At 68.4% G+C, this 22,938-nt stretch carries 15 protein-coding genes, 1 tRNA gene and 1 pseudogene; 10 read left to right on the forward strand and 7 right to left on the reverse strand.

Annotation, left to right across the window (positions count from 1 at the left end):
• Window positions 1-584: 584 nt before the first annotated feature.
• Genes FB380_RS23385 through FB380_RS23395 form a run of 3 tightly spaced genes read left to right on the forward strand, consistent with a single transcriptional unit; the run spans window position 585 to window position 3,498 of the window.
• A complete protein-coding gene (locus FB380_RS23385; RefSeq protein ID WP_166757774.1) occupies window positions 585-2,795 on the forward strand; it encodes an FtsK/SpoIIIE domain-containing protein in 2,211 nt (736 codons plus the stop codon).
• Window positions 2,796-2,800: 5 nt separating this feature from the next.
• Entirely contained in the window at window positions 2,801-3,115 is a 315-nt protein-coding gene (locus FB380_RS23390; RefSeq protein WP_166757775.1) for a hypothetical protein, read from the forward strand.
• Window positions 3,112-3,498, forward strand: a complete 387-nt coding sequence (locus FB380_RS23395; RefSeq protein WP_166757776.1) for a hypothetical protein — start codon at window positions 3,112-3,114, stop codon at window positions 3,496-3,498. The genes FB380_RS23390 and FB380_RS23395 overlap by 4 nt, the downstream gene beginning before the upstream one ends.
• A 538-nt stretch (window positions 3,499-4,036) precedes the next feature.
• Here the strand turns inward: FB380_RS23395 and FB380_RS25085 are convergent.
• Both FB380_RS25085 and FB380_RS25095 read right to left on the reverse strand, forming a co-directional pair.
• Window positions 4,037-5,569, reverse strand: coding sequence for a PP2C family protein-serine/threonine phosphatase (locus FB380_RS25085; RefSeq protein ID WP_229682368.1), 1,533 nt, complete (start codon window positions 5,567-5,569; stop codon window positions 4,037-4,039).
• Window positions 5,458-6,540: a GAF domain-containing protein gene (locus FB380_RS25095; protein WP_229682366.1), complete on the reverse strand. Its 1,083-nt coding sequence runs from the start codon at window positions 6,538-6,540 to the stop codon at window positions 5,458-5,460. The genes FB380_RS25085 and FB380_RS25095 overlap by 112 nt, the downstream gene beginning before the upstream one ends.
• Before the next feature lie 419 nt (window positions 6,541-6,959).
• Between FB380_RS25095 and FB380_RS23405 the strand changes: the two genes are divergently transcribed.
• The 5 genes from FB380_RS23405 to FB380_RS23425 all read left to right on the forward strand — a co-directional run bounded on the left by FB380_RS23405 (window position 6,960) and on the right by FB380_RS23425 (window position 16,520).
• Entirely contained in the window at window positions 6,960-9,239 is a 2,280-nt protein-coding gene (locus tag FB380_RS23405; protein ID WP_229682365.1) for a diguanylate cyclase domain-containing protein, read from the forward strand.
• A gap of 428 nt (window positions 9,240-9,667) precedes the next feature.
• The gene (locus FB380_RS23410) at window positions 9,668-10,000 is read left to right on the forward strand and encodes a hypothetical protein (RefSeq protein WP_166757778.1); all 333 of its coding nucleotides are present in this window, start codon (window positions 9,668-9,670) and stop codon (window positions 9,998-10,000) included.
• Window positions 10,001-10,127: 127 nt separating this feature from the next.
• Window positions 10,128-11,717 carry a methyl-accepting chemotaxis protein gene (locus tag FB380_RS23415; RefSeq protein ID WP_166757779.1) on the forward strand — a complete coding sequence of 530 codons (1,590 nt, stop codon included), beginning with the start codon at window positions 10,128-10,130 and terminating at the stop codon, window positions 11,715-11,717.
• A 1,243-nt stretch (window positions 11,718-12,960) separates the two neighbouring features.
• The gene (locus tag FB380_RS25715) at window positions 12,961-14,991 is read left to right on the forward strand and encodes a methyl-accepting chemotaxis protein (RefSeq protein WP_308423061.1); all 2,031 of its coding nucleotides are present in this window, start codon (window positions 12,961-12,963) and stop codon (window positions 14,989-14,991) included.
• Between the two features lie 29 nt (window positions 14,992-15,020).
• On the forward strand, window positions 15,021-16,520 hold the full coding sequence (locus FB380_RS23425; RefSeq protein WP_229682364.1) for a chemotaxis protein CheW: 1,500 nt from the start codon (window positions 15,021-15,023) through the stop codon (window positions 16,518-16,520).
• Window positions 16,521-16,678: 158 nt separating this feature from the next.
• Here the strand turns inward: FB380_RS23425 and FB380_RS23430 are convergent, their stop codons facing one another.
• The 5 genes from FB380_RS23430 to FB380_RS23450 all read right to left on the reverse strand — a co-directional run bounded on the left by FB380_RS23430 (window position 16,679) and on the right by FB380_RS23450 (window position 21,816).
• Window positions 16,679-16,960: a WhiB family transcriptional regulator gene (locus tag FB380_RS23430; protein ID WP_166757781.1), complete on the reverse strand. Its 282-nt coding sequence runs from the start codon at window positions 16,958-16,960 to the stop codon at window positions 16,679-16,681.
• A gap of 322 nt (window positions 16,961-17,282) precedes the next feature.
• A complete protein-coding gene (locus tag FB380_RS23435; protein WP_166757782.1) occupies window positions 17,283-17,552 on the reverse strand; it encodes a hypothetical protein in 270 nt (89 codons plus the stop codon).
• 156 nt (window positions 17,553-17,708) lie between these two features.
• Entirely contained in the window at window positions 17,709-18,683 is a 975-nt protein-coding gene (locus FB380_RS23440; protein WP_166757783.1) for an FUSC family protein, read from the reverse strand.
• A gap of 734 nt (window positions 18,684-19,417) precedes the next feature.
• Window positions 19,418-20,389 carry a GGDEF domain-containing protein gene (locus FB380_RS23445; RefSeq protein ID WP_166757784.1) on the reverse strand — a complete coding sequence of 324 codons (972 nt, stop codon included), beginning with the start codon at window positions 20,387-20,389 and terminating at the stop codon, window positions 19,418-19,420.
• 249 nt (window positions 20,390-20,638) lie between these two features.
• Window positions 20,639-21,816, reverse strand: a protein-coding gene (locus FB380_RS23450; protein WP_249523877.1) for an IS3 family transposase whose coding sequence is annotated in 2 segments (ribosomal slippage) — window positions 20,639-21,529 and window positions 21,532-21,816 — 1,176 coding nt in all. Because the reading frame shifts where the segments join, the coding sequence is not laid out codon by codon here.
• Window positions 21,817-22,328: 512 nt separating this feature from the next.
• Here FB380_RS23450 and FB380_RS25720 point away from each other — a divergent pair.
• Window positions 22,329-22,649: pseudogene (locus tag FB380_RS25720) on the forward strand (EAL domain-containing protein); the annotation flags it as partial.
• 63 nt (window positions 22,650-22,712) lie between these two features.
• Window positions 22,713-22,788, forward strand: a tRNA-Gly gene (locus tag FB380_RS23460).
• Window positions 22,789-22,938: the final 150 nt, after the last annotated feature.

Below are 22,938 nucleotides of genomic sequence, written 5' to 3' on the forward strand. Positions count from 1 at the left end.
TGTCGACCTCGCTACCGGTCAGGTCACCGCCACGACCGGTGGGCTGGTGCCCCTGGATGGCTTTGCCCCGCCGGAGGTCCTCAGCTGGCCGTGACCAGCATCCACCGATGCGCCGGCCGTCCGGCGGCGTGATGATGCCGCGCCGACTGCGGCCCCGACGACGGGCCGGCGGGGAGCCGGACGGTGTGTCCGGCGAGGGCTCAAGAAGAGTCGGAGCTACGGTCCCCAGAAATCGGCCTCGGTCAGAACCTCTCCGAGAACCAGTGCCCGAGGCCGATTTTAGGGAGAGCGTCAAGCAGTCAGTTCGGGCAAGGCTGACCCTTACCGGACCACCAGGTGGCGCACTCCTGCCCGCCACCGTGGTGCCACCACCTCAGCCAGTGCTCGGACGCATCTCCGCCAGCGCCGCGGCACCGCAGCGACACGGCGCCAACAGCACCGCCGCCACCTCCTGGGCAGCGGCCGCGCCACCGCGCGCGCACCGTCCCGCACCGTCCCGCACCGTGCCTGCCACTGCCTGTCACACCGCGCACCCCGCAGCGACCTTCCCTCGGTGTCACAGACTCGCAGCAGGGGGAGGGAAGATGGCCCGGCCCATCACCGCGCGCCGGCCATCGGGCCAGCGCATCAACGGCTCTGCAGCACCGGCGATGGCTCTGGCCACCCCGACGACGCCGTGGCTGCGCAATGCAGTCCTGTGCGTGGCGATCGGCATCGCGGTCTTGGCGGCCGGTCAGCTCCTGGGCCACCTCACCGCCGGCTGGATCGCGCTCATCGCCTCGGTGCCGATCGCGGTCCTCATCGGCGCGCACGGCAAGCGCAAGCAGATGCGGCGCCAGCTCGCCGACCGACTCCTTCAGGCGGTGGCCCCGCGTCTGGGCCTGCGCAGCCTGGACCGGCGAGCGGTGAAGCTGACGCGCTGGAGCCGCGGGTGGCCAGGCGTCCCCACCCAGGTCGTGCTGCGCTACGCCCCGGGGCTGGATGACGTGGACCCGCAGTGGCAGCACGACATCCTCACCACCACGACCAGGCTCCTGCTCGAGCGCTACCGGATCGACTTGGTCGACCACCAGCGCTGCTGGTTGCGCCTGCAGCTGGCTGGCCCCGTGGAGGAGGAGGACAGCGCGCCGGCGGTTCAGGTGCGCGCCGAGCGGACCATCAGCGAGCTCATCGGCCCCACGGCCTCCATCACCCGTACCGAGTTCGTCGACGGCGAGCTCGCGCTGATCGAAGGTCACCACCAGGCCGGCGCCAAGATCGCCGCCTCCGGCTACCGGGCCCGCATCGAGCGGGTCTTGTCCACGATGCTGCCCGGGCGGTGGCGCGCCCACTGGGACATGGAGAACGACGGCTTCCGCTTCGAGCTGCGGCCCAGCTTCCCGGCCAGCATCTGGCTGCCGGTCACCGCCCGCCCCGACGCGGAGGCGGTGCTGGAGACCTATGACTCCCTGGCCATCCCCTACGGCGTCGACGAGGACGGCGAGGTGATGGTCTGGCGGCCGGCGGTGGATCCCAACCTCATGCTCGTGGGCTCACCCGGCACCGGAAAGACCGTCACCGCACACACGATCCTGACCCAGGTCACCGGCTACGGCTGGCCGGTGTGGGTGGTCGACGGCAAGTCCATCGAGTTCCTGGGCTTCCAAAGCTGGCCCAACGTGCAGATCGTCGGAACCAGCATCGAGCAGCAGGTGGCGATCATCCACCGCGCCTGGGAGGTGATGGAGCGCCGCTACGAGCTCATCACCTCCGGCCAGGCCCGGGAGTCCGACTTCGAGCCGCTGTTGGTCTTCCTCGACGAGTGGGCGGACTTCCGCGCCAACCTGATGTCCTGGTACGCCGGGATCAAGGTCAAGGGCGACCCCGCCAAGCCGCTGGTACTCGTCGAAGCCGGCTCGCTGGCCCGCAAGGGCCGCACGTCGCGAGTGCACCTGGTCTTCGGCACCCAGCGCCCCGACGCGGAGTACTTCGGCGGGGACATGCGCGACAACTTCCGCATGCGCGTCTCCATGGGCCGGCTCTCTCCGCAAGGCGCGATGATGATGTGGGAGTCACCGACGACCGGGACGTCGATCCCCCGGGGCTGCCGCGGTCGGGCGACCACGATCAACGACGACAACCGCGCCGTCGAGGTCCAGACCTACCGCACGCCTGACCCGCGCAAGGCGATCCCGGGCAGTGACGAGGCGCGGCTGCTGAACCAGCTGCGCCCGGACTGCGTGGTTCATGACCGGTTGCTGATCGTCCCGCCCCGCGGTGAGCTGGATATCGACACCAGCGAGATCGACGAGCCCACCTACAACGACTACGCCACCGCCAAGTGGGTGCGTGCCACTGACCGCCCGGACCTCGATCCGGTCGGGTCCTGCTTGGGTGACCACGTCGACGGCCGCACGCTGGCCTCCCCGATGACCGTCTTCGGCCTCTCCGACCTCACCGAAGGATCGACGCGCCCACGGCCGCAGCTGCGGCTGGCCCACGCCGGCGCCGCCGCGGCCGACAGCGCGACCCGCCCCGCTCTGCCGCAGACGGAGGAGGAAGCCGGCTACGACCCCTTCGAGGGCTACCGGTTCCCCACCTCGATGGCTGCCCACTTTCTGTCCGCAGGCGACCTCGTCCTCGTCGACGAGGACGAGAGGACCTGGGGCGTGCTGGACGAGGACCCGACCGAGGACCTCGAGGACGAGGGCTACTTGGCGCTGTCCTGGCGCAGCGACGACGACGACCGCGGCGTTTTGTCCGTCCCGACCGACCACAGCTTCACCGTCCGACGTCCCATCGAGCTGCAGGAGTGACACCCATGAGCGCCCAAACGGCCCGGCCCGGCAGCGGCACCGATCCCGACGACCTGATGGTCTTGCTGTTTGCCGGCATGCTGATCGGCCCGACCGTCCTCGTGTTCGCCTGGACGTCGTTGGTGGGCTGGCTGGTCGACCACCAGGTCCTGCTCGCCGCCGCGCGCGACCCGCTGGTGGTCGTCCCCGCCAGCGACGGCGCCGGGCTGGACCTGCCTCGCCTGCTGCTGCTGGGGGCACTCCTGCTGAGCCTGCTCGCGGCGCTGGGCAGCGCCGTCATTCGGCTGATCCGTCGGCGCACAGCTGAGGTGGCCCAGTGACCGACGCTGGCGAGAATCGACCCGTCCCGGAGGCCCCCACCATGCGGCCGATCTCCAAGATCTTCCGGGCACGCCAGGTCCACCGTGAGATGATCTACGACGGCCTGGCCCGGTGTGGCAGCCTCGGTCATTGGTGGAGCCAACGCGAAGCGGCTCACGAGCGGGCGACCACGGTCAAGGAGGCCGCGGTGGCCGCCGCACCGGCAATCCGGCTGTGTACCGGCTGTCCGGAGACCGGCGTCGACGGGCGCTGCGCATTGCGGGCTCAGTTGGACAGCTATACCGGTCTGGCCGCCGGCCTGGCCTGGGTGAGAGGTCGCCCGAAGCAGGTAAGCATGGATCCTCCCCGCAGCACCCGGAGCTCGCAGCCGCTGGCCAGCTGACCGTGGTCACCGCCTATGTCGATGGTCAGTCACTACGGTAAATGGCGCAGCGGGTCGACCGCTCCCAAACCGTGGTCCGGTTGATCAGCCAACCGCTGCTGCCTTGCGCCACGCTGACGGACACGGGGGGCGCGCCGTGGCGGAGGCCGTTGGAGGTCAGCTCCTCGAAGGCCGGCAGCAACCGCTCGATGTCGTTTCGTCCGCCTGAGTGGGCAGGGCTCGCCGGAGCAGTTCGCTGTAAAGACGTCCCGGGAAAACCGTGATGTCGCGCCGCCTTAGGTCACGGCGCCGTAGAGGAACGGTGCGGATGCATCTGGCGGAGGGGTCTCGATCCAGCCCCGGCGCGTCCATGTCAGTTCCCGTATGCCGTGCGTGCGACCACGACCGCGCTCTGGCCGTGACTTGTGAGTGGCTGCCTAGGACCGCTCCGCGGTGAGCGGTCACGTCCTCGGCGTGTGCGGCGGGCAGGTCGACGTCCGGCCCCGTACGCCACCGCCGAGCCCACGGCTGGGCGCGGCCGGAGGGGAAGTGCCTCCGGTCATGCGCGATTGACCGCCGTCGGCAGGTGCCGCGGACCGGCCTCCGGCGGTCGTGGGCGGTCTTGGCGGTGAAGGCGGACGGCAACCAGGGCGACATCGTCGTCGGGGCGTCCGTCGACCAGTCGGTCGATGATTCCGTCGCACAGCTCGTCCAGCGGCAGGCCGCCCAGCTCACCGACTGCCGAACGCAGGCGGTCGAGGCCCTCGTCGAGGTCGCTGGTGCGGCGCTCGATCAGACCGTCGGTGTAGAGCAGGACGGTGGTGTCCCGTTCCAGCGTGACCTCGTGCTCCGTACGGCGTGTTCCGGGAAGCACTCCGAGCAGGAGGTCCGCTCGCTGGGCCGCGAGAAAGGTCAACTCCCCGCCGGGGTGCAGGACCAGTGGTGGCGGATGTCCGGCGTTGGACCAGCTCAGGCGCGTCAGTCCGGCCGCACGCTGCTCTGGGGTCTGTTCGAGCCTGGCCACGGCCGCTGTGGCCATTGTGCCGACTTGGAGCAGCTCCAAGCAGGTGTCCAGGCTTGTCAGTACCTCGGCTGGGCTGCCGCCGGAAGAGGCGGCGATGCCGCGCAGCAGGCTGCGCAGCTCGGCCATCGAAGCCGCGGCCTCGACGTCATGGCCGACGACGTCACCGATCACGAGCACCGTCGCACCGTCACGCTGCAAGAAGGCGTCGTACCAGTCCCCGCCCACCCGAGCAGATTCTCCGGCCGGGACGTAGCGGACCACGATGTGGGCGTGGTCGGGCTCCGGCGGGGCAGTCAGTAGGTTCCGTTGAAAGCCCTCCGCGATCTGCGCCTGGGCCCGAGCGAGTCGAGCGCTGTCCAGGGCGACGCCCATCCGAGAGGCGATGTCGGCCGCCGTCGCCTCATCATCAGCGCTCGGTGAGCGGCCCGTCCCGGTGAATAGAGACAGCGCGCCGAGGACGCGGTCCCGACCGGCAATCGGGAGGACCAGCCCGTTCGTCGCGTCAAGAGAGTGCAGCAGATTCCGCGTGTCCTCGACCGGGAGCATATCGTGCACCTCGTCGACGCTGGTACGCAGCGCCACACCGGTCGCCAGCACCCGGGCGACCGGTGACGCGGCCGGCATCACCTCGAGGGGGACGGCGGTGTGGGCGTCCAAGGCCGCCCGCTGGTCTGGGTCAGCGTGCCAGGCGGCGACGGCGCGCGGTCTGCCGTCCGCTTGGAGCAACGTGATGACGCAGCCGTCGGCGAGCAGCGGGACCAGCATTCCGGGGACTTCCTCGATTGCCGCGCGGACGTCGACCGCCTCCAGCAGCCGCGCGTTCACCTCGGCCAGCAGAGCCAGCCGCGACGACAATTGCGCGGCCTTCCCGGCGGCCACCTTGCGGTCGTTGATGTCGGCGAAATACAGGGACAACCCATCCGGAGTGGGCCAGCACAAGACCTCATACCAGGTGTTCAGCGGCGCGGGATAGAAGGCCTCCAGCGTCTGCGGGGACTGGGTCTCGACCGCGGTCCGGTAGGCGTTCTCGAACTCGTTGCCGACAGTTTCCGGGAATGCCTCCCAGATGGTCCGTCCCAGCAGTTGGCGGCGCTGGTGTCCAGCCTCTCGGCAGCGGCGTTGAGGACGGTGAACCGCCAGTTCATGTCCAGGGAGAGGAAGCCCGCAGGCATCGCCTCCAGCATCCGCGCCGTCCGGTAGTGACTGCCATGCAGCTCGGTCGTGTCGTATGCCGCCCCGAGCAGGCGCGCGGCGTCACCGGCTTCGTCGCACAGCACCTTGCCCCTGGCCTGCACCCACCGGGTCCGGCCACCGGGCAGCAGGATGCGGTACTCGGACTCGAAATTCCCGCAGTCGGCCATCGCCGCTGCCATCGCTTGGTCTACCCGGTCCACATCGTCGGGATGGAGCCGAGCATGGAACGCCGCGAGCGTCTCGTCGAACTCCTCGTCGGCGTAGCCGAACAGTTCCCGCAGCCTCGCATCCCAGACCAGCCGGCCGCCGACGAGGTCGAGATCGAAGCTCCCCACCTCACCGGCGTCGACCGACAGTGTCCAGCGCAGGCGCTCGGACTCCTGCTCCAGGATGAGGGCCGACATGGCCAGTTCCGTCGCTACGGCCCGTCCGACGACCTGCAGCATCGCCGCGTCGTCGTCGGACCACATCCGTGGTTTGTCGTCGAAGGCGCACAGCGAGCCGATGACGTCCCCCCGTTGGTCTACCAAGGGCACGCCGAGATAGCCGCGCACCATCCCGCTGCGTACGGGAGCGAGGGTGGCGGCGCGGACATCCGATCGCGCGTCGGTCAGCGCGAGCGTGCGGCGGTCTGCGGCGGTCAGCGTGCACAGCGAGTCGGTGAGCGGCCCGCTGGTGCCCACGGCCGCGGTCGCGGCTCCGGCGCCGCCGGCCACGTACTGGACGTCCGACAGCAGGGACACCTGCCCCGAGGGCGCGCCGAGCAACCGGCAGGCTGCCGTGACGAAGCCGGTGAGCGTCGCGAGCAGTCGCTCGTCGGCCTCTATCCGGCGCGCGGCGGCCACGCGTTCTTCCGCGCCGAGCAGCTGTCGTGCAGCTGCGGCCGCGCCACGGACTTCACCCAGGGGGCTGTGGACCGCGCTGACGCCGGAGTCCGTGGTGCCCTCCAACGGACTTGACGTCCGCTCCATGCGGCGGCCTCCCGCGAATTCGACCGACCCGGTCGTGAAGGGGCGCAGGCTTACGGACGCCGGCAGCGACTCATTGTGCACCGCAAGGTGGTTCGTCCGGTGTTCCGCGGAGAGGGCGACGCATCGCTGAAAGGTTGCCGCCGAACTCGCGCGCAGAACGACGAATCCGTTCCCGGCAGTACGAAGGGCGGTCGTTCCATGGGACCTACGCAAACCGAGATGGCTCCCTCGACAGGGGGACAGCGTCCGGGCGTCCGCGTATGCTCCTCTGCCTGTCGACCGATGTCGTCGGGGTGAGTGACACGCAGAGCGCCACGTACGGCGGCATCGACGAGATCCTGGCGACCGGCGCCGTCCGCAGCGTCTTCCAACCGATCATCGACCTCGACAGCAGGCAGGTGGTGGCCTACGAGGCCCTCGCCCGCGGCCCCGAGGACGGCCCACTGGCGCGGCCGGACCTGATGTTCGCCGCCGCGCGGGCGGGCGGCCGGCTGGCCGAGCTCGACACAGCGTGCCGCAGTGCAGCGTTCCGCGGCGCGGTCGAGCAGGGCCTGCTCGCCCCGCTGACCGTCTTCGTTAATGTCGAGCCGGAGGTTCTCGACTGCGCGCCGTTGGACGACCTGCTCGTCATAGCGGCCGACGCGCCCAGCGAACTGCGCGTGGTCATGGAGATCACCGAGCGGGCGCTAGCTGCTCGCCCGGCGGAGCTGCTGCGGACAGTGGAGCGGGTACGGGAGCTGGGTTGGGGCGTCGCGCTGGACGACGTCGGCGCGGACTCCATGTCACTGGCGTTCATGTCCTTGTTGAGACCGGACGTGGTCAAACTCGACCTGCGGCTGGTGCAGAACGGTCCCGGTCCGGCGATCGCAGAAGTCATGAACGCGGTCAACGCCTACGCCGAGCGCAGCGGGGCACGCGTGCTCGCCGAGGGCATTGAAACCGAGGCGCACCTACGCAATGCGAAGGCACTCGGGGCGACCCTCGGCCAGGGCTGGCTGTTCGGCCGCCCCGCGCCGGGGCAAGTCGCGGCCTATCCGGTGGGCGCGTTGGCGCTCCCGCTGCCGACTGAGGTCCTCGGCGACGCGAGTGCTTCCCCCTTCGCCGCCCTTCCCGAGGGAACCCCGCTGCGCCGCTCTCCAAAGGCGCTGCTCATCGAGCTGTCCAAGCAGCTTGAGCGCGAGGGCATGCGCCTGGGGGAGACGGCGGTCATCGCGGCCACCTTTCAGGAGGCGCGGCACTTCACGCCGGCGACCGCCGCCCGCTACCGCGACCTGGTCGCGCGGACGGGGTTCGTCTGCGCTCTCGGCGAGGATCTGCCGGTCGAGCCCGTGCCCGGCGTCCGCGGCGCCACGCTGGCCCCCTCGGATCCGGTGCGCGGCGAGTGGGACCTGGTCATCCTCGCGCCGCACTTCAGCGCCGCCCTGCTTGCCCGCGATCTTGGCGACAGCGGCCCGGACCTGGAGCGGGCCTTCGAATTCGCCCTGACCTACGAGCGGGAGACCGTCACCCGCGCGGCCTGCGCCCTGCTGTCCCGCGTCATCCCCCGGATCGAGGGCGCCGCGCCCCGGACGTCGGCGGCGGCGAGCTCCCCGATAACCAGTCCAGTGCCCTCAACCTCGCCGACCAGGACCACGGCCGAGGACCTGCTGCACCGAGCGTTATCCGCGACGACAAGCGGGGTCACGATCGCTGATATGCGGCAGCCCGACTACCCGCTGATCTTCGTCAACGCCGCCTTCGAGCAGCTGTCCGGCTACCGGCTCGAGGATGTGCTCGGCCGCAACTGTCGGTTCCTACAGACCCCCGACACCGACCTGGCCGCTGTCGCCCGCATCCGCGACGCCATCGCTCGGGGCGTGGAGGCACGCGAGACGCTGCTCAACGTCCGCGGCCCGGAGCGCACGCCGTGGTGGAACGAGATCTATCTGGCACCTGTGACCGACGAGAGCGGCATCGTCGTCCAGTACATCGGCGTGCAGAACGACGTGACCGCCCGCGTGGAGGCCGAACGGGCCCTGGTGGAGGAACGCGACCGCACCCGCAGCTACCTCGCCCGCATCGAGCAGCTGGCCTTCACCGACCCACTGACCGGCCTGCCCAACCGCCGGCGCCTCGAGGAGCAGGTCGAGGCCATGCTGTTGGACACCCGCCTGGCGGAGACGGCGCTGGCGCTGCTTTTCGTGGACCTCAACGGCTTCAAGGTGGTCAACGACCGCCTCGGGCACGCTGCTGGCGACGACGTCCTCGTCGCCATGGCTGGACGGCTACGGCAGCGGCTGCGGCGCGGTGACTTGCTCGCGCGCCTGGGCGGCGACGAATTCCTCGTTGTGTTGCCGGGGCTGGACCTGGCGACTGCGGCCGACGAGGCGGCCCACGTGGCCGACGAATTGGCGGCGGCCGTCGCCGAGCCCGTCGTGCTCGGTGAGCACCGCGCGTCCGTCGGCGCCAGCGTCGGGGTGAGCACCAGCCCCGCCGACGGCGACGACTTCGCCGACCTGCTGCACGCCGCCGACGAGCGCATGTACGCCGCCAAGGGCGCCTCCGTGCGCTGGGGTGGACTCGGTGACCGATGACGGCGCCTAGCTGTACTGAACCGAGGGGTTGGTGACGCGGGTGACGCGAGGTTGACCGCCGAGGGCAGTGCGGCCGCACTGATGGTTGTAGCGGTGGAGCCAGTGAGGGTAGGCCGTGGCCCGCACGGCGGCTGAGGGCCTCGCGCCCGAGCTCGTGTGCTGCATTGAAAACGACCCCAGGCGTCGTCTTCCCTCGCCGGGCCGGGTTGAGCAGCACGAGCGGGCGTTGGCCCTGCAACTGTGGGTAGGGGGTGGGCTGCCTGCTGATGGGAGAAGGCGTCAACGCGATGGCTCACGCTCACGCTTTCGTCGAGTCGAGCGACAGCGACCCCGTGGAACTCCAGCAACCGGACGACGTGGAGATGGACCAGAAAGCGACATCCATCGTGTTCCGGGTCTGACGACCTAGCGGCTATAAGGGGACGCGCGTGAGCGATGAACAGCGGCCAGTAGCGGTCAAGGGTGTTGCCTCGATCGTGGTGACCTCGGTGGAGATGGGAAACAGTGACGATGAGACGCGACGGCAGGTGCTGGCCTGGATGCAGGCCACCGGGTACATCGACGCCTCGTTTCTCCTCGAGGTGGCCACCGCGATCGCCAAGCAGGCCCAGCCGTTCGACTGGCCTGTCGAAGACCAAGAGCAGCGTAGGCAGATAGAGCGGATGCTCGGTGTCGTCGGCTCCAGTGACCAGCTCCTAGTTGCGCTGCGGGCGCGAGAGCTCGTGACGGCACTCGCTCAGGAGCTGTCGACCGGCGGCTGATCGGGATGCCGGCGGCCGTTGTGGTTCCTGATCGCCCTTCAGACTTGAGATTAGGTCGCGTCCTACCGAACCTCTCCCTAGCAGCCGTCACACCGTCGGCGCTCCGAGCAAGGAGCCAAGCAGGACCATGAAGACCTTTTCCATCGGCCACCGCATCGCCTTAGGATTCCTCGTTATCGTCCTGGCCATGGTGGGGTTGACCGGCGTCGGCATCTGGCGGGTACAGCAGATCGATGCGGCTTTGACGACCATTAACGACCAGAACAGCGTGAAACAGCGCTACGCCATCAACTTCCGTGGAAGCGTGCACGACCGTGCGATCGCACTGCGTGACGTCGTCCTCTCACGGACGACAGCCGACGTCCAGACGGAGGTCGACACGATCAACGAACTGGCGGCGAACTACGCGGACTCAGCGGTCCCGATGGACGGGGTGTTCGAAGACCCGACGAACGTGAACGCCGATGAGGTGGCGGCGCTGGCGGAGATCAAGCGCATCGAGTCCGTGACCATGCCGCTGATCGAGCAGGTCATCAGCCTCCGTCAGTCCGGGGACATCGAGGGCGCCTATCAGGTGCTCGTGCAGCAGGCGAAGCCCCTCTTCGTCGACTGGCTCGCTGCGATCAACGTTCTCATCGACATGGAGGAGGAAATGAACGGCGGGCTGACCGCCGATGCACGCAGCATCGCCTCGACCTTCCTGCTAACCATGGTGCTGGTCTGTGCCGTTGCCGCGCTCATGACCGCACTCATCGGGTGGGCCATCATCCGGGGAGTACTCCAGCCGGTGGGACGGATCCGTGAGGTGCTCGACCAGGTGGCCAGCGGCGACCTGAGCGTGCGGGTGCGAGACACTGGCGGTGCCGAGCTCGGACTGGCCGACCCGTTGGACCAAACCCTCGACTCGCTCGCCGGAGTGCTGACGTTGGTGGGCGACTCGGCAGGTCGACTCGCGGTCGCCGCACAGGCCCTGAACGCCGGGGCCGCCGGGATGGCTGACAGTTCGCGTACGGCGACCGGTCAGGCCGGCATCGTCGTCGCCTCTGCCGGGGAGGTCGCCGCCAGCGTCGACACCGTCGCCACCGGCTCCCAGCAGATGGAGGCGGCGATCCGGGAGATCAGCCGGAACGCCAGCGAGGCGTCGCGGGTGGCCGGGCAGGCGGTGAACGTCGCGGAGAACACCACCCGGACCGTCGGCAAGCTGGGTGACTCCTCGCAGGAGATCGCCACGGTGGTGAAGCTGATCAACGGCATCGCCGAGCAGACCAACCTGCTGGCGCTGAACGCCACGATCGAAGCCGCCCGCGCCGGTGAGGCGGGCAAGGGCTTCGCGGTGGTGGCCAGTGAGGTGAAGGAGCTGGCCCAGGAGACCGCCCGGGCCACCGAGGACATCTCCCAGCGGGTGGAGGCCATCCAGGCCGACACCGCAGGTGCGGTGGACGCGATCAGGGAGATCAGCAACGTCATCGGTCAGATCAACGACTTCCAGGCCACCATCGCCGCGGCGGTGGAGGAGCAGACCGCCACGACCAACGAGATGAACCGGAACGTGGCCGAGGCGGCGGGCAGCTCGCGCAGCATCGCCACCGCGATCTCCGGTCTCGCCGCGGGCACCCAGCAGACCAACGAGGGCGTCGCGGAGGCGCAGCGCTCGGCCGCGGACCTGGCCCGGATGAGTGACGAGCTGCAGGACGCCGTCCGGCGGTTCACCGTTTAGACGGTACCAACCGGCAATGTTGGTATGCGATTCCGCTTGAGGTGAGCGGTGAGCGACTGACTGGGTGAGGAGGATCTCTTGACGAAGTGTGGAGCTACCACCGCAACCGCCCACCGGTCCAACAGATCCTCGTAATCCACGCTAAGACGCCCCTGACTCTTCGCCAGCGACTGCGATTGGCACGGCTGGTGGTCGAAGAGGGTGGGCCGGTGACGTGCACGGCCCCCTCTTTGGCGTTGCGCCAACCACCGCGCGCTGGGCTGACCCCCTATAGCACCGAGGTCCCGACGGGCACGGTCGACCGCTCGAGCCAGCCTCGCACTAGCCCGAGCAAGACCGCGAGGATGATTGCGGCGGCGCGGGTCGTCGGTTCAGGGGAATCAGCACGCATGCTGGTTGCGGCACGTCGCAAGGACCGCGAACTCACCCCTGTGGACATGGACGACGCTCCTGTCGGTGGGCGACTCGGGGCAAGCTCTTCCGCGATGTTCGGATGCACAAGGTCGGCCTCGAGAGATCGGTGCGCTCGTTGGGTGTGTGCACGTGGAACGGCAAGAGTTCGTAGTCCTTGCCGTTTGACGGTGATCCCGCCGGCCGGAGAATCGGCGTCCGCTGAATCGTGCGGTCGGCGTCGACGAGCTCGTTGGCAGCCGGGTGGTAGCCGTAGGTGACGCTGGCGGTGTCAGCCGATGCAGCTCTGCGGGAGCAGACGAGTCGACCGGCAACTGGCACTACCCGGCCGCGCAGGTGGCGTAGTCAGCGTCGAGTTCGGGCCCAGTTGGCCAAGCCGGTCTTCCCCGCGTACATTCAGGCGCTCTCCTCGGACGGGCTTTACTCCAGTTCCTGCAGATCCCGGGGGGCTGCGATGGCAGTCGCCTCGGCCCGGTGCTTCCACCCTCCCCGGCAGGCGACGAGGGAAACCGCAGCCACAGCCTCGGCGGTCAAGCGGAACGCGCGGGAGTCTGCGAGAGATGAACTGGCCATGGCCATGGCCGTTCTGTTCTCGGCCGTCACGGGCGACACACCGCCCCGCCACACTCCGCGCCCGACTCGTAGCCCCTACCGGCCTCGGCTAGTGGCGGATGCCGACGGTGTTCCCGGGTCGACTGAGATCAACAGCTTCAACGAGGTCGCATGGTTCCGTTTCCCTGCCGATGGGTGGAGGAGCATCCCGCCTATCCGGAGGTCTCCTGTGCCTGCGCCGTCCGCCTTGAAGGCAACATCCGCAACCGCCGACGAGGGCGTGTTCCAGGCGATCGACCGGTCGCTTGCGACCATCGAGTTTTCCCCTGATGGAACTATCGTCCGGGTCAACCAGAACTTCAGCGCGGCCGTCGGCTACGACCCCGCCGAGATCGTCGGCAAGCACCATCGAGTCTTCTGTGATCCGGAATACGCCCAGACCGAAGAGTACGTGCAGTTCTGGCAGCGGCTGGGCGCCGGAGCGTTCGAGGGTGGGGAGTACAAGCGCATCCGTAAGGACGGCAGCGTGCTATGGCTTCAGGCCACCTACAACCCTGTGTTCGATGATGCCGGCACCGTGGTCAGAGTGATCAAGTTCGCCTCGGACATCACGGCGGACAAGGTGCGGACCCTTGATTACGAGGGCAAGGTCGCCGCCATCGACCGGGCGCAGGCGGTCATCGAGTTCGACCTCGGCGGGCGCATCCAGCAGGTCAACCAGCTCTTCTGCGACACCATGGGCTACGCGGCCGCGGAGATGATCGGCAAGCACCACCGGATGTTCTGCGAGCCTGACTACGTCACCTCTCCGGCCTACGCCCAGTTCTGGGAGTCGCTGGCAGCCGGCGAGTTCCAGGCCGGTGAGTTCCGGCGTATCGCCAAGGACGGCAAGGACGTGTGGCTTCAAGCCATCTACAGTCCCATCCTCGGTGCCGACGGCAAGCCCCACAAAGTCGTCAAGTTCGCCAGCGACGTCACCGCGGCCAAGCAGGCAACTGCCGAGTACCTGGGCAAGGTTGCGGCCATGGACCGGGCGCAGGCGGTCATCGAGTTCACCCTCGACGGGATCATCATCGCCGCGAACGACAACTTCTGCGAAGCGATGGGGTACCGCCTGGCCGAGATCAAGGGCAAGCATCACCGGATGTTCACCGCCCCTGAGGTCGCCCAGTCCCAGGAGTACGCAGACTTCTGGGGCCGGCTGGCGACGGGTGAGTTCGAGAGCGGCGAGTACAAGCGGGTGAAGCGGGGCGGCGAGGAGATCTGGCTGCAGGCCACCTACAACCCGATCTTCGACGCGGACGGCAAGCCGTTCAAGGTCATCAAGTTCGCCAGCGACGTCTCCGCCGCCAAACTGCGCAATGCCGAGATCGAGGCGCGGATCAATGCCGTCGATGCCTCGCAAGCCGTCATCGAGTTTGACCTGGACGGCTACGTGCTGACCGCGAATGAGAACTTCCTGCGCACCATGGGGTACTCGCTGCGGGAGATCGTGGGCCAACACCACAGCCGGTTCTGCTCCGATGACTACAAACAGTCGGCTGAGTACCGGGACTTCTGGCTGCGGCTGGGCAAGGGCAACAGCGTGGCCGGCCGCTTCCACCGCAGGGGCAACTACGGGCGAGACGTCTACATTCAGGCCACGTACACGCCCGTGTTGGACCTCGCCGGGCGGCCGTTCAAGGTGGTCAAGTACGCCTTTGACATCACCGAGCAAGTGGAGAAGGAGAAAAAGGTTGCTCAGGGCGCCCGGGACATGTCGACGACGGTAGGCAACCTGGCATCGTCCATCGACAACATCTCAAAGAGCTCCCGGACCGCCACCGACCTGGCGAAGGAAACCCAGGGCAACGCCGAGCAGGGAGTGGAAGCGCTGCGTGCCTCCCTGGAGGCCATCGCACTCATCCAACGCTCATCGACGTCGATCTCCGACATCGTTCGGGTGATGGGTGAGATCGCCAACCAGACGAACTTGTTGGCCTTCAACGCCTCGATCGAGGCCGCTCGGGCCGGCGAGCACGGCATCGGGTTCTCCATCGTCGCCGGCGAGGTGCGCAAGCTGGCCGAGCGGTCGTTCGAGGCCGCCCAGGAGATCGGCAAGCTGATCGAGGAGTCCGCCGAACGGGTAGACCAAGGCGCCGAGGTGTCCAAGCGCGCAGAGAACGCCTTCGAACGCATCGCCGGCAGCGTGGCGCGCACCACGGAGGCCATCCAGACGATCTCGGACTCGACCCGGGTGCAGGAGGCCGCATCGAAGGAGGTGGACGCGCTCATCAGCGAGCTGGCCACCGTCGATGTGAGCTCGCGATGACCTCATCGCCGGGCAGTGCCACCGAGTCCGTGAACGAGGACGTCTATGGCTTGCTCCGGCTGGCCGGCACAGACGTGGCACTGCCGCTGTCCGTGCTGCGTGAGGTCATTTCCTGCCCTGAGGTGCTTGCTCCGCTGCCCGCCCAGGCCATCGGCCTGCTGGGCGCTATGCACCTGCGCCACCTGGTGCTTCCGGTGGTCGACCTGGCGCCGCGCATCGGCCGGGCGAGTGAGCGTCGACCCGGCCAGGTGATCGTCGTTGTTTCCTACGCCGACCAGGTGCTCGGCGTGCTGGCTGACGAGGTGCGTGGGGTTACCAGTCTGGGTTCGGACCGGCTGCTGCCGATGACCGCCGGTGGGCAGGACCTGTTGTTCTCACACACCTTCCGGCTGCCCGAGACTGACGCCGTGGTCAGCGTGCTGGACGCGGCAGCGGTGCTGCGCGTCACCGGCGCGCCGACCGTCCTCGATGTCACTCGGGACGGGTCGTCGAGCAGTGCCGACGCGGCCGGGGGAGTCCTGCACCGTTCCGGTGCCGAACGCAGGTTCACCCTCCTGGAGTGCGGCCTCCATCGGCTCGCGTTGGACGCGGGCTCGGTCCACACCACGTTGCCACCACCCAACATCCGCCCTTCCGTGTTTGAGGGCGACCTGTGTCTGGGCGTCGTGGAGTTCGCCGGGCGGGAGGTGCCGATTGTTGATCCCCTGGTGCTGCTGGGCCTCGGTCGGCTGACAGCCGACCAGATCGGCGCAGGGCTCGTATTGAACCTGGGGCAGGGTTATGTCGTGTTGGCTTTGACATCGCTGCTTGACCTGGTCGAAGTTACCGACACCGATGTACTCCGGCTGCCCGGGGCGGCGACCTCCGGCGACGGGTTGCTGTCTGCGATGGTCGACGTGGCACGAGTCGGGCCGTGTCTGGTGCTGGATGAGAAGGTGCTCTCTAGTCACCGAGACCTCATCGGGCTGGCCTCGATGAACACGGTGATCGACGGGGCGGAGACGCCGACGACCGCCGATCTCCACAGACCCGGGACGTCGTCTGGGGCAGGGCTCCCGTATGTCGTGTACAGCGCAGGCGCTGACGTGGCCACCCCGCTGGAGCAGGTGGTGGAAATCCTGTCGGTGCCGGACACCCTGACCCCGACGTCGGGCTCTATGCCGGGGTTGCTCGGTGTCATGGTGCACCGGCAGGCCGCCATTCCCGTGGTGTCCCTGGCGCGGGTCCTCGGACGGGAACCACTGCCGATCAGCACCGCCAGCTGCCTGCTCTTGGTGTCCGTCGACCAACAGGTCGTCGCCTTCGCCATCGACCGGCTGCGCGCCATCGAGTCACTCACCTGGACCGACCAGGATCGGCCGCCTGCGTCGGCGACGAGCCTGACGAGGCTGCTGCAGAGCGCACCGCTGGTGCAGATTGGCTCGGAGGCCAGGCTGATCCCTGACCTCAACCTGCAGGCGCTGGTGCAGTCGCTACAACCCCCACTTCGTGATCGTCCGGTGGAGATGTTGGCCTCGTCCGCGCCCTGACAGGCCTACGTCTCCGGAGTTGTCGGTAGCCCGATGTGCCGCTGAAAGGGGCAGCAATGTGCCAACGCGGTGTTGAGCGGCACGTTGGCGCCCAGCGGTGGTTGAACCTGGGACGATGCTGGCCCGGGTCCGGTCACCAGGCCCCACGTCGTCCGGCTTCACCCAGGTTGCGCGGTGCGAAAGGCTAAGCGGCGGCGTTCCCGTTCCGAGAGCCCGCCCCATACTCCGAAACGCTCATCGTGAGCCAGGGCGTAAGTCAGACACTGGTGCTGCACCGCGCACTCGATGCAGAGCTCCTTGGCTTCCCGGGTCGAGCCGCCCTTCTCGGGGAAGAACGCCTCAGGGTCGGTCTCGGCGCACAGCGCCTCATCCCGCCAGTCCCACGTTGACTCGAGCGCGGCAGTGCCACGATGATCAGAGTTCGGTGACGATGCAGGCATGAGCCTTCCTGGGCAAGGAGTGTTGCAGGTAGGCGCGTCTGACCCCCATATAGTCCGGTTCGAAGCGTAGGCGAAGCGAACCGTGGACTGCCAGGGCGGGCGGTCCTTACCAAGGTGCTGCCAGCCCGCGAGTTATGCCGCGCGTCCCCAGCCTGGACGTGTGAAGCGCCCTGCCCGCCAATCAAGAGGTCGCTGACCGTAGCGGGTGGATCGGTACAGCTTGGCCGGTGCCGTGACTGGGAAGACCAGGGCCGGTGCGCTTGCGGTTCACAACCGAAGGTCAAGTCTCATTGGTTGAGTGACGGCGTGTGGAGCCGCGCAGTCAGGTAGCCAGCGCCTTTGCCGTCTCAGCCGAACCGCCTGCGTCGACTTCGTGGGTCGGGACGGTGAGGACAAGTTGCACTCCGCGTCTCTGGTTGTCCATCACCTGCTCGGTGATCGCCCCGGCCATGACGACGCCCAGCCGGCCGACCGCGCGGTGCAAGGCCTCGTAAGCGCGCTCGCGCGCCAGTCGCTGGCTGTCCGGCCTGAGACTCCAGTCATCCTGTCCGACCACGATCCCGACAGTCACAGACTGCGCTCCCTTCGCCACGCGGTTAACGCTACGCGGATCGACATGGGCGCCCGTAGCAAGGCTGGATCGGTGCCCGTCGTCGGACGTGCCATTTGTGAGCGGTCGCCCCGCGGGTTCATCGAACTGGTGGGTCTGGCTACCGACAGTGGGCGGGGGAGAAAACGCCTGCGGTCCTCAGTCCACCATGTCCTCCTCGGCCAGCTCCTCGGGCACGACCGCGGCCAGGCAGCGCCGGATCGCCAGCGCGATGCTGCTGGCAGCGAACAGGTCGTCGTCGGTGCTCTGCCGGGCCCGCCGCAGCTGTGTCTCGAGGACGTGCAGCTCGTCGTAGGCGGCGCGGGTGGTGTCCGGCTCAGCGGCCGGCCCCTCCACCGAGCGCAGCACGTCGGCCAGGCCGGCCAGTGCCGAGACCGCGGACGGCCGCAGCGCCGGGCCGAGGGCCACGTGGGAGAGGTCGGCGGTCTCGGTCTCGGCGATCAGCTGGGTGAGGTCCTCCACCATCAGGGTGAGGCGCTCGAGCGCCCGGGCCTGGGCGTACTGCCGGTCGGCGTCCTGCTGGTGCCGGCGGGCCCGGAGGTTGCCCCGGCGGGCCTCGTCGGTCTGCTGCACCGCCGCGCGCATCCGGGCCAGCACGGGGTCGATGGTGTGGATGCGCTCGCGCCACTCGTCCTCGGTGGGCGGGTGTTCCTGCTGCAGGCCCTCCGCCAGGTCCGCCAACTGGGCGGCCAGCAGATCGCGCAACCGGCCGAGCTCGGTCTGCGAAGGTGCCAGCGGCAGCGGCGGGAAGACGGCGAGGACGGCGGTCCCGATCAGCGCGCCGGCGAACGTGAGCCCGGCGAAGCCCAGCACGTAGTCCACCGGGTCGCCGCCGCCGATGATCAGCACGAAGAGCGCCGAGGTGGGCACCCAGCTGCCGGAGCTCCCCAGCCGGTGCCAGCCGGCGAGGAGCATCCCGGCGGTCACCACGACGCCGATCCTGGCCACGGTCGGCACGGGCAGCGCGTCGACGGCCAGGGCCACCACTGCGCCGATCGCGATGGCGGAGACCGACTGCGCGGTGGTCCGGGCCGACCCGGCGAGCGTGGTGGAGATGGCGATCACCGCGCCGAACGGCGCGTAGTAGGGGTACTCCTGGGCGGCCTGGGGCAACAGCTGGATGAGTGCCCAGGCGATCGTCGCCGCGATGGCGGCCCGCAGGGCCAGGCCGATCTGCGGGTTCCGGGCCCAGGTGCGCTCTAGGGTGCCCGGCCAGGAGCGGGGGCCTCAGGATCGAGACACTTCAGGGCCAAGCACCGCGGTGGTGGGCATGCGCCCATCCTTTCGCCTGCCCTTCTGCTGGCTGGGTGTTTCCCGACGTTCTTCCCGGTGGTCAGAGGTGTACAGCGCGCACACGATCCCTGAATTGGTTCTCGCCTCGGTTGGTCGCTTTCTGCGACGCCGCCAGCTCCTTCAAACGCAACACCGTGTCAAGCGATTCCCGCTAGATCTTCAGAGTGACGTCCTTTCGTCACCTCAGCGCGATCGCGGCGACGGTTGGCAGGTCTAGGCACTGGAGCTACCGAGGCTCCTTCTTAACGCGCTGCTCACTGTGCCAGCAGATGCCGCTGGGTGATCTTCCGGTCGTGCGGCTTGCTTCCCCGCTGCAACGCTTCCCATGACGGTGGGATGAAGGCGGAGGTGTGGGGGCCACCCTCAAAGTGCGTCATCCCGTCCGGGAGCCCCACCGACCGCCGCGAGGACGAAGGCCCCTGGTGGAGGCCGCCCGTGTTGGCGAGCTCGGTATGGGTCTCCTCAGTGCGGGTCAGCGGAACCACGAACTCTGTCCGGAGCCCACGGTGGTCACCCACTGAGTCCGCTGGTTAGGGTGCGGTCAGCGACGGTGATCAGACCGGGCCGGGAGGCTTCGGTGCCCGTTCGGTGCTGGCCGACGGGCGGCGGCGGTGCTTGATGCGGTACATCGCCGCGTCGGCGCGGGCGAGCACGTCGTCGGGATGTTCGCCCGGGTGGGCAAGGGCGGTGCCGATGCTGGGGTGGACATGCAACAGGCCGAGGGGTGCCGGGAACGGCTCCCCAAGTCGGGCGAAAACGCGATTGGCGAATGTGTCCAGCGACGCTTCGTTCATGCCGGGACAGACGACCACGAACTCGTCCCCGCCGGGCCGGGTGACGGTGTCTTCCGGCCTCGTCTCCCGCTGCAGACGACGGGTGATCTCGATGAGTAGGTCATCGCCGACACCGTGCCCGTGCATGTCGTTGACTGCCTTGAATTCGTCCATATCGCAGAACAACACGCCGCAGCCTGCAGATGTCTGCGGTCCATCAGCGCAGCGCTGGCCCAGGGCCGGCTCGGCGAGGTGTCGGGTCAGTGCATCGAACAAAGCCGCGCGATTGCCTGCCCCGGTAAGAGCATCGATCGTGCTTCGCCGGTGCACTTCAGTGACGTCCACTGCGACGCAGGCGATCGCAGTCGGTTTCCTGTCGTGGCCGAAGAGAACACTGCACTGCATGACCACGCGACGTAGCGCTCCACCAGCGGCGACCCAGTCGGCCTCGCTGGCGAAGCCGCGGCCATCGGTCATAGCGGCCTGCAACGCGGCTCGGGCCGGGAGGACGTCTCCAGGGATCACGTAGACCTCCCAGAATGGCCGACCCCTCAGGTCATCAGCACGCTCACCGGTGAAGTTCTCCAGTGCAGTGTTGGTCAGCAGGATGTACCCCTCTTCATCGACGACGACCACCATCGCCCCCGTCGACGCGACTACGGCAGAGGCTAAGGACTGCAAAGGCGCAGAAGCAGCCAGTTGCCTCCCCGGACACGGATCCGGATTGCCATCTGATGCATCGAAGTCATTCATGTCTGGCGCCGTAGTCGCCGCTCATGCTCAGGAAGGAGACCGGTGGCCTCCCATGTGCTGCACCCCACCTCTGACACCAGCACCGTCCTCGCTTTTTGCGAGTGATCTCCGACCCCTGGGCGCGATCCACTCCGCTACGCGCAGCAGGTGGGATCTGGGCGACGAACCTGCCCGCGCAACCCCCTGTTGCAAACCACACAGCTTCCGCACGGCGCCAGGGACTGCTGCACGACCAGGTGACAGGTTGGGTCAGGCAGCCTGAGCGGCCAGTGTGGGGACGATGGTCTCGTACTCGATGGGCGTGAGTCGACCGAGGGCGTCCTGACGCCGCCGGCGGTGGTAGGTGCGTTCGATCCAGGTGACGATCGCGATCCGCAGCTCTTGCTGGGTGCGCCAGTGGCGGCGGTCGAGCACGTTCTTCTGGAGCAGGGCGAAGAACGATTCCATGGCCGCGTTGTCGCCGGCCGCGCCGACTCTGCCCATCGAGCCGGACAGCTGATGCCGGTTGAGGGCGCGCACGAATTTCCGGCTGCGGAATTGGGATCCGCGGTCGGAATGCACGATGCAGCCGGCCACGTCAGCGCCGTCGGCATGGCGCCGGGCGACGGCGTTGTCCAGCGCGGTGACCGCGAGCCGGGACTTCATCCGGGAGTCGATGGAGTAGCCGACGATCCGGTTGGAGTGCACGTCCTTGATCGCGCACAGGTAGAGCTTGCCCTCGGCGGTGCGGTGTTCGGTGATGTCGGTCAACCACACGGCGTTGGGCGCCTCGGCGGTGAACACCCGGTTGACCCGGTCGTCGTGCACCGGCGGGCCGGGACGGCCGCCCTTGCCCCGGCGAGGCTTACCGAACGCGCTCCACCAGCCGTTGGTCGAGCAGATCGCCCAGGCGGTCCGGGCAGTCATCGGCTGACCGTTCGCGGCGGCCTCGTCGACGAGCAGGCGGTAGCCGAACTCCGGATCGTCCCGGTGGGCGTCGAACAGCGCATTGGCCCGGTGCGCCTGGGTGAGGTCGCTGGTGGTGACCGGGTCGGCCAGCCACCGGTAGTAGGGCTGGCGGGCGATCTTGAGAACCCGGCACGTCACCGTCACGGCGATCCCGTCGACGGCGAGCTCACGGACGAGCGGGTAGATCATTTTCCCGGCAGATTCGCCTGCGACAGGTAGGCCGCCGCGCGGCGCAGGACCTCGTTCTCCTGCTCGAGCAACCGGATCCGCTTGCGGGCCTCGCGCAGGTCCGCGTTCTCCGCCGCCGTGGTCCCGGGCTTGACGCCGTCTTCGACGTCAGCGGCCTTCATCCAGTTCGTCAGACAGGACTCGCTGATCCCGAAGTCGGCAGCGATCTGCTTCAGGTGCTGGCCCGGCTCACGGTTGCGGGCGACGTTCACGACGTCGTCGCGGAACTCCTTGGGGTAGGGCTTGGGCACGGTGAACATCCTTCCAGCGGCACCTCTCGGCACCACAGATCAGATGTCACCTACTCGTGCAGCAGTCCCCCAAGGCAGTCAGTGCGTTCTCTGGTGGACGAAGCCATCGCAGTCAAATACTTCCCTCGGCTTGGCTACTGCTCGCTTTCGGCTACGGCGGCTCATCGGAAGTGGTCTGAGATAGCACCCTTGGCCCGGCTCCAGCAGGACGGGCCGCCCCATGTACTCAGTCAGGTTGCCGTTCCGGTGCACCAGACACCACAGGTCACAGGGCCGGTCCGGTGCGGATGCTCAACGCGGCCTGCGCGCTGCCGGGATGAGCGCCCGCGCACCGCGGCGTTAGCGAGCCACGGGTGTGCTTGATGCAGTAGGCCGCCCGTCAATGCGGTGGACCACTGGCAGCGCCACCAGCCGGGGCGCTGACCATGCCGAACCTTCCTGCCCTGTCCGTCCGGATGAGGTCACGAGGAGGGCAGCTCACGTAGAAACGGTCGGCAACCTATGGCGGGGGCATGACCGGGACGCTCCCGTCCGCGCCACGCGGTACGTCGGTGCCTCCGGCTGCGGCCGACCGTACACGCCGGCAGCCGACGGTGAGCTGGGTCAACGAGCTGGTCCGGCTGATCACCCATCCGGACACTATGTACCTGGTCTTCCAGCCGATCGTCGATGTGGCTCGCGGTGCGGTCGCGGGCTGTGAAACGTTGGCACGCTTCACCGACGCGGATAGCACGCCCAGCCGGTGGACACCCGACCGCTGGCTCGCCGCCGCGGATGGGGCGGGTATGGGCGCCCAGATCGAGGCCTTGGTACTCGAACGCTGTCTGCGGCTGCGTGCCGATCTGCCACCGAACTGCTATCTGCTCCCCGGCACCGGTGCGATGATCTGGCAGCGAGCGCCCTTAGCACAGCGGAGAGAGCAGGTGCCTTCCAAGCACTTGACCGCAGGTTCGATCCCTGCCGGGCGCGCCACGTGGCCGGGCGGCCTCTGAGTGGCCCAGCAGCCCGCCGGGGCGACGGCTCCTTCGGTCCCGGGTGGACGAGGTGCCGATCGTGGCCGGCAGCTGCTCGAGTCCGCGGTACGACGGCGGTACGACATCGTACCTGCGCAGAAGACGGTCG

The organism is Modestobacter marinus (assembly GCF_011758655.1).
Taxonomy (GTDB): Bacteria; Actinomycetota; Actinomycetes; order Mycobacteriales; family Geodermatophilaceae; genus Modestobacter; species Modestobacter marinus.